Below are 14,202 nucleotides of genomic sequence, written 5' to 3'. Positions count from 1 at the left end.
GTGTCCATCCTATTGCAGCGCCTTGATCGTGCGCTCGATCAGCAGCTTGTATTCACCGCCACCGCGCCAGCGCGACTGGACCAGATCGTCAATTGCATCCAATCGCATCCGTGCCAGATCTCGCCCTTCGCCTTGCGTATAATACGTCAGGCGCAAGACAGACGGCACGTCCCGGATCTGCGCAAGCACGGCATCGACTCCGGCGGGCAGCCCGGTGACGGGTTCGGCGGTCAGGCCGATGAATGCTGCAGCTGTCAGATCAATATCGACAACATTGGTGATCGCAGCGCCAAAGTTCATCTTTGTCACGGTGCCGGGCGTCAGACGCATGGTGCGCGGATTTTCGGTCGTGACCAGATAGCCGGTCGGCAAAGTGCGCGTATCCAGCTTGAGCGTAAAGTTTGAACCGATATCCGCCGGCAATTCGGCACAGGGAACGCTGAAACGTCCATGCTCGTCAGTGGTAATGATCGTGCCGCTGACCGTCGACAGACGAACCCCGGCAAGCCCGGGCTCTCCTCCTGGCAGAACTTGCTCTGGCGGACCTTTCTTGTCGCCATAGTAAGTCTGATCGGTAATCTGGCTGCGATCCATGGGTGCAATGCCGTCTTGGTAGCCGTTCAGGTTCCGGTCATCAAAGACCTTGCCGATGACATCGCCGCAATCGAAGACCGCCTCGGGGCGGCGGGAAATGCGCGCCTCTGCCCGGTTTGAAATGATGTTCTGACCCGGATCCAGCACGTAGGCCGTGTTCGTCAGATCACCGTCGCCGCCGGTAATGCGGGCAGACAATGTAATTGTCACTTTCTGAAGCGGGCCCAGCGTGACATTGCGCCATTCCAGACGGCTGCCATCAATCACCGGCTCCGATCCTTCGGCACCATCATAGCGCGCGGAACCAGGGGTATAGCTTAATCCGTCAGGCAATGCGTCGACAAACGTTAGCCCGGTTTCGGTGCTGGCGTTCAGGTTCTCGAATGTCAGCGTATAGCCCACCGTGCCACCAAGCAGCGCGGTATCCGTGTCCGCGGTCTTGACGACACGCACCTCAGCTGGCGGCAACGCCGGAACAACCACGTCCCCGGTTACAGGATCGGTGATACGGTCAGAGGTAACCTCTGCCGTGTTGCTTTGTGCCGGATAGCCTTGCGTTGGATCAAGATAGACAGAGAAGCTGACAATGCCAGACTCGCCGGGTGCCAAAATGACATCCCCGCGAAGCGTGCTGGTCTGCTGAACACCGTCAAAGCTAGTCGCGCGCCCGCCCGTACCGGCAAAGCCTGTGGCCTGTAGCTGGCTTACGGATATGACACGCGCCGGCATGGCAAAACGGCGCAGATCATCCACGACTTGCAGTCCGGTCTGCGTTACTGTCCCCGTGTTTTCGACAACGATGTCAAAGTCGAACCGCACGCGGTCTGCAGCTTCGCGCACCGGCGTATCAACCGACTTAGTGACTTTAAGCGATGACACACCTTCCAGCAAAAGGACGGTCGGGTCATCGACCGTATTGCCGTCACCGTCGTCCCCGTTGTCAGACACATCAAAGATACGATCACCATTTGGCGCATCGGCATCGATTTGGGCCACGTTTTCAAGCCCGCCCGCATCAATGTCAGCCTGGGTCAACACATAGCTGACGGCATAGGTGTTCACCTGACCGACAGCCAGGGACGCGGCATCATCGCCGGATGTCAGCGTGATTTCTCCGGCATCGCGGGACGTGCCATCAAGCGCGGTCAGCGTGTCGGTGACCACAAAGTTCGTCAGCGTGACATTTCCAGTATTGGTCGCGGTGATCTGATAAACGATGGTATCGCCCACGGCGCTGCCGGATTGGGTAATAACCTTGGTCACATTGATCCCTGGGCCAGCCGCGATCGGCAGCACAGCCGGATCGTCGGTCGTGTTGCCGTCATCATCAATCCCGTTGTCGGATACATCTGTCACGCTGCCGCCTGTGACGGATGTTGCGGTGATTGTCGCTGTATTAGACAGGCCGCCAGCATCAATGTCATCCTGCGTCAGCGCATGCTGCAACGTCCAAAGGCGCGTTGCACCCGGCGCGAATGAATCGTCGACTGTGCTTGGATCATCCGGCACCGGCACGCTGTCCGCGATTGTGCTGCCATCGGCGCGGGTAAAGGTGTCGGTCAGGACCAGATCGGACAGCGTGGTATTGCCGATATTGGTCGCAGTCAGGGTAAAGACAACGATATCCCCAACCACTGCGCCGGACGTGGTCAGCTGCTTTTCCAACTCGATCGCGGGGCTGCCGATAAACGATAGCAATGTTGGGTCATTCACGGTGTTGCCGTCGCCATCATCGCCATCATCGGACACGTCAAGGACTTCGTCATCGCGCGGGTCGATAGCTGTCGCTGTCGCCACGTTACGCAGACCGCCCGCGTCGATATCTTCTTGTGTCAGCACATGGGTAAAGGTCCACAGCAGACTTTCACCGGGCGCAAAGGGCGCGGCCAGCGCCGCCGGATCGGCAGGCACGGGCGCGTTCGCGGCAACGATGCTGTCATCAAAGCGGGTAAAGTCATCACTGATCTGGACATTGCGCAAGGTCACATCGCCGCTGTTCAACGCTGCGATCTCATAGATGATGGTATCACCAACTTCGGTGCCGGATTGCGTCAGAACCTTCGTGACGTCCAAGGCGGCCAGGGTTGGCTGCGACGGCACCGTCACAGTGGATTCAGAGGCGACAGCGCCATTTTGTGCATCGCGGCCACTGACAAAGGCTGTGTTGCTCAGGCTGCCGGAATCGACGTCGGCCTGTGTTATGGTCCGGGCAACGGAACAATTGCTGTCCGTCGCACCGGGTGCCAGACGCGCCACGCGGCATTCATAGAACGGATCAATGGCCGGATCGGTCAAGACCAGATCAAACAGCGTCAGATTGCCGTTGTTCGTGACAATCAGGTCAAAGGTCACCGTGCTGCCCGGCCCGCCAAAGGCGGTGATGCTGGGCACCTTGGCCAACTGCAGATCATTGTCAGCTGCCGGTGTCGGCAAAGACAACGTGTCCGTGGCAGTTCGTGACTGGCCGAGCGGGTTGATCGCGGACACGTCAGCCGTGTTGTTCAGCACACCGGCATCCACATCGTCCTGTGTTACGACGTAGGTGTCGCTACAGACCAGCGTTTGCTGCGGTTCCAGAACGGCTTGCGTACAGCTTAGATCGGGCAACAGCACATCCGAAACCTCGACCGACCGCAGGCGCTGGTTTCCGGTATTTTCGGCTGTCAGAGTATAGGTCAGGGTCTGCCCTACCCCAGTGATCGGCAGATCGGCAGCCGTTTTTGTCAGGCTTAGCGATGACGTGACATTGGCAGGAGACACAGCCTGCGCCGGGCCAGAGGATACGATTGTCGTATCACCGCCAACGGTAACCACTGTCGTGGCCGCGGCTTCGTTCACAATCGTAGCGCGGTCCAGATCGTCCTGCGTGACGACATAGGTCGCTGTGCACGTTGCCGTTTCGCCGCTTGCCAGGTCATCGTTTGCCGCGACCGGATCATAGCACACAAACGGGCTGCCGATCCGCGGATCGTTGATGACAATCTCTCTGGCGTAGGATGCGTTACCGCTGTTACGCACCGTAAACTCATAGGTCAGCACGTCACCGACAGCATCGAACAGCAGATCGGGCTGCACAGAGCTATCTGCATTGGCCACGGAAATCAGCGCCTTGGACAGATCAATGGCCGGCACGGCCCCGGTGGGGATGGTCGCACTGTCGTTCGGGCTGCGGATCGCGCCTGCAGTAGCCGTTGCGACGTTCGTCACCGCCCCTGCCGCGACATCGGCCAGATTGACCGTATATTCCGCAGTACAAGTCGTCGTGCCGCCCGGTGCAAGCCCGCCCGCCACGACGGGGCAAACCACCGTCGCGAGGTTGTCCGTCACGCCAATGGCGTCGACAATGGTCGTGTTGCCAGTGTTTTCAACAAGATAGGCATAGCGCACGACCGCGTCTTTTTGGAAATAGACCGGATCGATATCGGTATAGGTCGTCCCGTTGACCGTGATCGACACGGCTGTTTTCGTCATGCCAAGCGCAGGGTTCTGCTGCGCCGGCACTGTCACGCTGTCCGGCGCACTGGTGACTGCGCCGCTGGTTGCGCGGGCGGTATTGGTCGCAAAGCCAGCGTCAATATCGGCCTGCGTGACAGCATAGGTCGCAGTACAACTAATCTGTCCTGCCGGGGCAAGCGGGCCTGCAGGGCAAGTGATCTGTCCGCCGGCATCCGTCACCTTCGGATCAAGAATCGCGATGTCATCCGTCAGCGTCACGTTGCCCGTGTTGGTCACATCGAAACGATAGGCCAGCACATCGCCCACCGCCGCAAAGGTCGGTCCGCCCGAAACCAGAACCTTGTTCACAGCCAGCGCAGGTGTCCGCGGTAGCGTCAGAACAGTCGGGTCAACAGCCGGATTGCCGTCGGTCGCATCAGTGTCACGGGTCTGGGCTGTAACCGGATTACCAACCAGCGGTGTGCCAGTGGCAACGGCGATATTACTGATCCCGCCCGCATCGATATCCGCTTGCGTCAAGACATAGCTTGCACGCCAGGTTCCCGTCTCTCCGACCTTCAGCGTCCCGGCGGCAGAGCCTTGATCCGTCTGGCGCAACACCGGACCGCTGCTGAGTGTCAGCGGCGTCCCATCGGCACGTGTCAGTGTATCGCTTGCAATTCCAACCTGCTGCAGGGTCACGTTGCCCGTGTTTTTGACCCGGATATCAAACACAACACGACCGCCCACAACTGTGGGGCCGGTGATGATTTCCTTTACCGCGCTCAATGCGGGGGTCACGGCAACGCTTAGCTCTGTCGGATCATTGTCCGTATTGCCATCGTTGTCATCGCCGTCGTCAGACACATCGCTGACAATGGTATTGTCCAATGTCGTGCCGGTCGCCGTGACGGTATTGCGCAGTCCGCCCGCATCGACGTCAGCCTGCGTCAGCACATAGGTCAGCGTATAAACGTTCGCACCGCCGACGTTCAAAACCGTCGGGGACGCACCGGACTGAAGGACAGGGTCCGGCGCCGTGCGCGGCACGCCGTTCGCATCCGTCAGCGTATCGACGATTGCAAAATTACGCAAAGTCACGTTGCCAAGGTTTACAGCTGTGATTTCGAAAACGACCGTATCACCCACAGCAGCCCCCCCCTGAGAGATGGTCTTGGTCACCTCAAGCAGTGGCTCTGGCGCGATCAACAGCTCTGTTGGATCATTTGCCGTGTTGCCATCGGCATCATCACCGTCATCCGATACGTCAGACACGATGGCACCCTGCGCGCCGGGTCCCCTGCCGGAAACTGTCGCGGTATTGCGCAAGCCGCCCGCATCAATGTCGTCTTGGGTCAGCACATGCGTCAAGGTCCATTCCCGCGTTGCCAGCGGCAAAAGCGGCTGGCCCGCCTCGGCGGGGTTGGTCAGAACCGGTGCAGCAGCCGGAATGGCCGTGCCATTCGCGCGGGTAAAGGTGTCGGTCAGCGTAACGTCATTCAGGCTCAACGTGCCGGTATTGGTTGCCGTCAGCGTAAATACGACCTGATCGCCGGCCACTTGACCTGTGGTCGTCAACACCTTGGTCAAGTTCACACCCGTTTCACCCGCAATGGGCAATTCGGTCGGGTCGTCGTCGGTGTTGCCGTCGCCGTCGTCACCATCGTCGGACGTGGCATCAACTAACAGGCCATCCGGATCTGTTGTCGACAAGGTCGCTGTATTGCGCAGCCCGCCGGCGTCAATATCCGCTTGGGTCAGCGTATGTGTCAGGGTCCAGACCCGGGTTTCATCCGGCAACATCGGATCGCCGGCCGCGCCCGGTCCAACCAGCACAGGGGACACCCCTGTAATGGCAGTGCCGTCAAAGCGCGTGAATGTATCGGTCAACGCCGGCCCGAACAGGGTCACGTTGCCAAGGTTCACTGCCGCAATCTCGAATACCACCGTATCGCCAAGCGCGCTGCCGGATTGTGTAATCGTCTTGGTCAGGTCCAGCGCCGGTGCGGGCGCGATATCAAAGACGGTTGGATCGTTCGCTGTGTTTCCGTCATTGTCGTCACCGTCGTTGGACGTGCCCGTTACGGGGCTGCCATTGGGATCGTTCGTCGTGACCGCAACGCTATTGGACACGCCCCCGGCATCAATATCACCTTGGGTCAGCGCGTGGGTGATGACGTAGGTCCAGGTTTCGCTCACATCAAGCAAGCCATTGCCATTCGTATCGGTTGCAACATCGCGCACCGGAACCGGCTGCGGCGCAACTGCCGTATTGGCAGCATCGTTGCGGCGCAGATCTTCGGTCAGGGCTGGCGTGGTCAGGGTCACGTTACCGGTATTGGCCACAGTAAGCGCAAAGGTCAGCACATCACCTGCCACCGCATCTGCGGGGGCATCCGTAATAACCTTTGTCACGTCAATCTGGCCCGCCGGCGCAATGGGCAGCAGCGTGGGATCGTCGCCGTCACCGGCTCCGTTATCAGATATGTCAGTCACCGGTCCGCCAAGCGGATCATCTGCCGTAACCACGACAGTGTTCTGAATACCGCCGGCATCAATATCAGCCTGCGTCAACGGATAGGTCACGGAATAGGTGCGAACTTCGCCGACTTCGAACACGCCTTCGACACCCGTGTCACCCCCCGTTAGGGTCGCGACAGGCGTCGCGATGACAGGAGCCGTGTCAATTTGGCTGACAGAGTCGGCCAGATCAGGCTCGGTCAGCGTCACATTGCCAGTGTTTGTCAGTGTGATCTCAAAGATGATATCTGTGCCATCGACAAGTTCAGCGGGCAAGGACGGTATCGTTTTGATCGCCACCATCGCGGGCGCTTGCGCCACAAGGTTGACCCGTTCGCGGGCAATATCGGCCGGACCGGCGTCGCCATTGGGCAGCGTCGATGTCAGTCGGACCGTATTACGCACAGCATTGCCGGAATCGATATCCGCCTGCGTCACGATATAGGTCGAAGTCAGCACAACCTCTTGGCCCGGCTCCAGTACGGGGATCACACCATTATCCGTCAGCACCATTTCCTGAGAGCCGGCAGCACTGGTCTGGAAATCGACAAGGGTGACACTGCTAAGCGTCACATTGCCTGCGTTTTGCACGGTGTAGCTATAGGTCACTTCCGTGCCGACCGTGACGTCATCCGTGACAGAGGCAAGTTTCGACAGGCTGATATCGGGCGTGGCTGTCGCCGTAATGGTTTCGCTGGCCGCAGCGGTCAGCGGCGTGTTGTTGCCATAGGGGTTTGCCATAACAACATCTGCATTGTTGGTGACAAAACCCGCGTCCAGATCTGCCTGATCGACTGTATCAGTGCCGCGGCAAATCAGGTTTTCGGACGGAGCCAATCCGCCCGCCGGGATAGGATCGCAGGTCAGCGCCCCGATGCGGTTGTCCGACAGCTGCGGTGCGCTGAACAACGTGACGTTGCCAAGGTTCGCAATGGTATAGACATAGCTGAGCGTTTGACCCGCCACGTTGAACGTGGGCGATCCGTCACCTGCGGTCACGGGCCCGCTGCCGGATTTCGACAGGCCGATTTCAGGTTCCTGATCAGGACCAGTTGCAATTTTGACGCCGGATTCAGACAGCGGCGCAGCGCCGGGGTTGGCCGGCTGCGCAGTCGCTGTTGCCGTGTTGCTGATTTGTCCGTTATCAATATCGGATTGCTGGACAACATAGGTAAAGACGCAGGACGTATCGACAGCGCCTGGCAGCAAAGTGCCCACAATGCAGGTGCCGGGCACAAGGCTGTCCGTAACCTCGATATCGTTCAGCGTGATATTGCCGCTATTTGTAACGGTAACGCGGTAATCCAGCGCTTCACCAACAGCACTGTAATCGGTCAGGGCGGCGCTGGCATCCAAGTCTTTGACGACGGTCATCGCCGGCGCAGGCGCTGCAACGGCATAGGTTGCGCTATCTTCGCCGTCGATCGGCTGACCTTGCGTTGTGGTTGCGGCCGCTGTGGCCGTATTTGCGATTGGATCGCCCGCATCCACATCTGCCTGTGTGACCGTATAGGTGCCGGTGCAGGTCAAGACATCATTCGGTGCCAAGGTCACGGGTTCGGCCACATCGCAAACCAAAGTTCCGACAAACGGATCGTCCACCGTGACACCTGTCAAAGTTTGCGTGCCGGTATTGGTGGTCGCAATGGTAAAGGCGATCACATCGCCCGCCGCCGCAGCCGCACCAGGCGCAGTGTCATTCTCGGCGCTTTTTGCGACTGTCAGTTCTGCAACGGATGCTGCATCGACACGCTCTTGCACCGATGGCGAAGCAACAGGTTCGCCCGCAAAATCGGCACGAGCAAACGCGTTGTTGATTACAAAGCCGACCGTGGCCCCCGGACGCACCGCATCCACATCGGCTTGCGTCACGGTATAGCTACCGGTGCATGTCACCGTGTTACTTGGCGCAAATGGTTGCAGCGGGTTTGACGCATTCACAACCGGGCAGGTGATCGGCGTCGTGATTTTGTCGTCGATAATCGTCACCGGCTCGATAAAGGCCGGCGGCGCGCGGCCTGCCGATGTGTTGGTCACGATAAAGCGATAGGGAATGACTTCGCCCGCCTGCACAAAGGATGTCACATCGGCAATCTTTTCGATCGACAAGGTCGGTGTCGCGCCCGGCGGAATCGTCAGGGAAACCGGATCAGAGGTGACCGTTCCGTTCGTGCCCGATGCCGTATTGGTCACGCTGCCAAAGTCCAGATCCCGTTCGCGGACCTCATATTGAGCAGTGCAAACCGTCACATCGCCCGGCGCAAGGTCACCAGAACCGCAATTAATAGTGCCAGTAATCTTGTCGTCAGTCACGGTGATCGGCGCGGTAATCGTCGTGTTGCCGTCGTTGGTCAGAGTGTAGGAATAAGTCGCCACCTGCCCCGGAGAGAAGGCCGTCAACGTCACCAGGGCTTTTTCGATATTCAGGCTTGGGCGGCGCACTGCGCGCGCGGTTGCGGTTCCGGGGGTAGGCGTCGTCACCGTTGCACCGTCAAATTCCGTCAGCGCATTCGCGGTGTTCACAAAAGATCCAGCGTCTACATCAGCCTGCGTTGGCGCATAGGGCAAGCTGCAGACGACCTGCGCGCCCGGCGCAAGCGGTGCCGATGTGCAAACAAGGTTGGCCGGCTGGATCAGCGGATCGGACACTTCGATCGGGGCTGTTGTCGTCACGTTGCCGGTATTGCGAACGATAAACTCGAAAACCAGATTATTGGGGTTCGACGCATCAGCCAGATCACCTGGCGCATCAAATGTGGACGCCGTATTCGGACGGATCCGTTTGGTGATTGCCAGTGCCGGATTCTGGTCTGCGTTGACCGTTTCTGTCGCAGTGTTGGATGAAATATTCGCAACGCCCGACGGATAGGTGGCAGATGGTTGAACAGGCTGGCTGATTTGTGCCGTTGCCGTATTCAGGATCGAACCGGCGTCAAGATCGGCCTGCGTGACGATATGCGACGCGGTACATGTCAGGGTCAGGGTCGGTGCCAGCCCGCCAGCGGGCAGGCTTGGGCAAGATACCGTAACCTTATCATCTGCCACGCTGATCGGCGCGGTCAGTGTAATATTACCTGCATTCGTTACGACATATTCATAAGAAACAGTGTCGCCGACCGCTGCGTAATCGTCGCCTGCGGTGGCGGTCTTGACCATGCTAAGCGCGGGAAGTTGATCAGGGGCCTGCAGGGTCACACTTCCGGATGCCGTGACGGGCACGCCGGGGTTCTGCGAGGTGTTGCCAGTCGCCGTTGCCGTATTTTCTAAGGACCCGCGATCAATATCGCTTTGCGTTACGGTATAGGTCGTGGAAAGCGGCACATTGGTGTCAAGGCATGTTGCAGTCACCGCGCCGGGTGCCAGATTGGCAAGCGGACAGGTAAAGCCGGTCAGCGGATCAGTGATCGACAAGTTAGTCAAAGTCACATTGCCCGTGTTTTGCACCGTAAAGTTAAAGGTTTCGGTGGTGGGCAAATTGCCGAACCGACCATCAGCCGCAGCTTCGGTCTTCACGACGCGCAGCGATGGCGCCTCTGCCGGACCGGTCACAACGACCGTATCAGTGCCACTGATCGGTGCACCGTCCAGCCCTGTCCCCGTAAAGCTTGCGTCGTTTTCAATCTGGCCAGCATCGACGTCCGCCTGGACAATCGTATAGCTGCCACGGCAGCTTGTATCAGCCGCCCCCGGCGCAAGGCTGGGAATGGTGCAGGAAAATCCTGCGCCAAGGAACGGATCGCTGATCGTGATATTCGTCAGGGTGACGCCGCCGGTGTTCGTAATGCCCAGAACGAAGTCAACGATATCGCCGACGGCCGAAAATGTCGCCGGCGCGGTTTTGTCAAAGACAAAGCTAGCAACACGCGCAGGGCCAACGGCTGTGATTGTCGCGGTATCCGGCACCGGGGTTACACCGGTCGCCCCAGCCGTCGCGGTGTTTGCGTAGCTGCCTGCATCGAAATCAGCCTGCGTTGTCAGGCGCGTTGCAGTGCAGGTCGTATTATCTGTCGCTTGCGGCGCAAGCGTCGGAATCAAGCAGCTGAAGCCCAAAGCAAGATCTTCGACCGCGATATCCTGTAACGTCAGATTGCCGGTATTTTGAACCGCAAATGTATAGGTGGCGGTCTGCCCGGGCCCGGTAAACGTCGCATCGCCCGTACCGGTCACAACAGCGGATTTTACCAGTGCCAAACTGCGCGTCGCAGCGGCTGGATCGATCAGCACGGTTTCGTCAGCAGTTTGCGTGACGGTGCCGGCGGTTTGCGTCGTCGCAACCGCCGTTACCGTATTGTCCACCTGCCCCGCATCCAGATCGGCCTGCGTGACGTTATAACTTCCGGTACAGATGGCCGAACCCGCCGGCGCAATGGATGGCGTCGTATTCGCGGTGCCAGATCCGGCGCAGCTGATATTGCTGATCAGCGGATCATCAAGCACAACATTGCTAAGCGTGATGGCAGAGGTGTTGGTGATAGTAAACGTATAGTTGACCGTATCGTTGACAGCCGCGAAATCATCGGCCGATGATTTGTCGATGGTAAAGTTTGGCAATACGGTAGCCGCTAATGGCACAGTATCCGAAGCCGGCGGGACGACTTGCGTTTCTGCGTTGGGCTGTCCTTGGTTATATACAATTGTCAGATTTGCCGTGTTCGTATAGCTGCCGGCATCAATGTCGCTTTGCGTCGCTGCGCGGCGAACCGTACAGGTGAAACTTTGCCCCGGCGAGAGATCTTGAGGCTCGCAGGCATTTACAAAGGTGGCCCCTGGATCGCTAAGAGCAAAACTGTCCCGCGGCGGCCCATCAGCATCATCAAGAAAAATTGCGAACGTGCCGGTATTGGTAAACGTCAGCGTGAAATCAACAGGATTGCCAACGGCGCTAAAGGAGGTCGTGATCGCCTCTTTTTCAAGAAGCAAATCAAACGTGCCGTCTGGTGAAATGATAGCACTGTCGGTATTTGATTGTGTGCCGTCACTACCCGTCGCAAATGCATTATTGCGGACAGAGCCGGCAAGAACATCTGCTAAACTGACTGAATAAAGCGCATTACAGTTTAGAGTTCCACCAACCGGCAGAGGCCCAGCACCACACTGAAACGTGGTCGGTGTCAGCTTGTCGTCTGTTACCGAAATAGGTCCCGGGATAGTCACGTTACCTGTATTTTCAATCTCATAGCTATACTGAACCGGCGCACCCACCACGAAATCAAGGGGATCTATCGTCGGCGCAGTCTTGACCATGCTCATTGCCGGATTGCGCCGGCCGGTCACGGTTACGCTTTTCGGGGTAGAACTGACCGTGCCCCCACCAGCACCCGCGGGGGCGGTGGCCGATGCCGTTGCGGTGTTTGTAATCGCGCCAGCATCCAGATCGGCTTGTGTCACTGTATAGAGTGCGGTGCAGGTCAAGGTTGCGTTGGGCAGGATCGGTCCAGCCGGGCAGGTGACAGGCACCGTTGCCGCATTTGGACCTGTCGTCGCGTCGGCCACGCTGGGCGCGGTCAGGGTCACGTTGCCCGTATTGCGCAACACAAAGTCATAGCCGATGGTCTGACCGACGGCGGTGAATGGGTTCGGTGCGCCGCTTTGCAGACGCTTGATCAGTGTCAGACCCGTTGTGGTCACAGCAGGCACAGACACGTTATCGGTCGCACTGGCCGTCTGACCCGCGAGCGTCAGCGTTGCGGTCGCTTCGTTGTTGCGCACACCGGCATCCAGATCGGCCTGTGTCACGGTATAGGATGCCGTGCAGACAACCGTGCCGCCGGGGGCAACGGACCCTGCCGGGCAGGTTTCGTTCGTTGTCAGGTTATCTGCAACGGCAGGCGCGGCGGGCCAGGTCACATTGCCGGTATTGCGGATCGTAAAGCGGTAATTCAGCACATCGCCGACGGCATCGAAATTCGACTGCAACGCAGTTTTGTCCATTGTCAGGCTGACAATTGCGGGCTGGCCTGGCAGGCTGGACTGGCCGGTCGCGGTGATCGGCGTGCCATTCGGCGGCGTGGCCCGCACGGTTGCCGTGTTCAGCAATTGCGTTCCGTTTAAAGCAAAAGCATCAACGTCGGCCTGCGTGACCTGATACGTCAGTGTACAGCTTGCCGAATTAGTCGTGTTATCTGCTGACAACGGCAGAATTGTCGCAAAACTGCAACTTTGGTTCGGGACACGCGGGTCGGTAATTAGAACAGACCGCAGCGTCGTATTGCCCGTGTTCGTCGCCACAAGTGTATAGGTAACGGTCGATCCGACCGGCCCGAAGATTGAAGGCGCGCCTTGCTTGGTCAGGGTGATGGCATTGTTCGCAGCAGGTCCGGTCGTCGTGGCGGTATCTGTGACTTCGCCCAATTCGCCGAATTCCGGCGTGCCGTTGGCGTTGGCAATGTTGGTCACACTTCCTGCATCAATGTCAGCCTGCGTGATCCGGTAGCTGCCGGTACAGGTCAACTCTCTTGCCTGCCCGGCACCCGCCCGCGTCCGTTCCAGCGAATTGTTCGGCGGTGCCGGACATGTCACATTCGGGATGCGGTCGTCCTCGACCGTGATATCCTCAATATCGACAGAGCCGATGTTGCGGACAATATAGGTATAGTCGATGACATCGCCGACAGCTGCGTAGGTCAGATCACCGGCATCAATGGTTTTTTCAAACTCATACCCCGGCGCGATAGTCCGCAGGTCTTCGCGCGGCAAATTGCTGCCATAGGTAAAGTCCCAATAGTTGTCGTTAGGATCCTGGTCAAAAACCTGAGAGCTGGTCTGCCCGGTTTGCAGGATGTTTGCCAGCAACGCCGCATTGGTCGACGAAAACCACCCCGTGTTAAAGGTATTGTTGCCAAAGCCATTGACCTGACCAAAACTGGTTGTGCCTGCCAGATTCGTGTTGTCGGTCGTGCGGCCGGACCAGTTCCCGACATCGAAACCGTTCAGGAAAAGCGAAATATCGTTCTGGTCAAATCCGCCGACCTGCGTATCACCGTCATAGGCCGAAAAACGAACATCGACCCGGGCGATGGCGCCGCCGAAATAATCGGTGCAGGACCGAAACCCGCAATCGAGCGTGATCGGGTTATTGATCGTGAAAGGGTTGCCGCGAAAAGCAGCGGGCGAGCCGCTGTTCTGAAAGCCGACAAATGCACCTTCCGGATTCGAAAACTGGTAATAGATGTTGCCATTCACACCCGTCATAACAAGCGCCACGCCGCCCGCCTCTGGGTATTCATCAGGAAGCGCGACGCCGGTTCCCGGTACCGTCATCGTAAAGGGGGTCGCATAGGCGATGTTACCGAACGAAAGCATTGCAGCGGCGGCAACTGTCGACACGACACCTGCCACAACCCGCGAGATTTTGCCCTTAGTCAAAGCCATAAAACCCAACATCTTGCCCCGCTACTGCGTGCCCATAACGGCCACGAAGCGTCCCCGATACTACATCATCACCGCGCTAAGCCCTGACCATCAGTTAAAGGCAGCCTTTGTTTGAAGGCACGCCGCTTACCGCAGGCTGCAAAACGCCAGGTTCCGAATACTCCATATTTCACCTTTGCGCGAGGTGAGGGTTCTCTCTCAAGGGGAACAATGGGCGCAGTGTGGCAAAATTATTAACAGTTTGGGTGCCGCTATCAGGTGACCTGCACCAAAAACAGCCGG

The 14,202-nt window shown here is 58.4% G+C and carries 1 protein-coding gene; it reads right to left on the bottom strand.

Annotation, left to right across the window (positions count from 1 at the left end; all coding sequences use genetic code 11):
* Window positions 1-9: 9 nt before the first annotated feature.
* Entirely contained in the window at window positions 10-13,920 is a 13,911-nt protein-coding gene (locus SJY10_RS00175) for a hypothetical protein (protein ID WP_386679009.1), read from the bottom strand.
* Window positions 13,921-14,202: the final 282 nt, after the last annotated feature.

The sequence above is a fragment of the Loktanella sp. R86503 genome, from assembly GCF_042466455.1.
In the GTDB taxonomy this organism is placed as follows: Bacteria; Pseudomonadota; Alphaproteobacteria; order Rhodobacterales; family Rhodobacteraceae; genus Loktanella.
Note: the sequence above shows the minus strand (reverse complement) of the source record. Positions and strands in the feature narration are given on the sequence as shown.

Excerpts from the sequence above, each read along its gene's own strand:
- SJY10_RS00175 (WP_386679009.1), bottom strand. The coding sequence starts at position 13,920 with ATGGCTTTGACTAAGGGCAAAATCTCGCGGGTTGTGGCAGGTGTCGTG.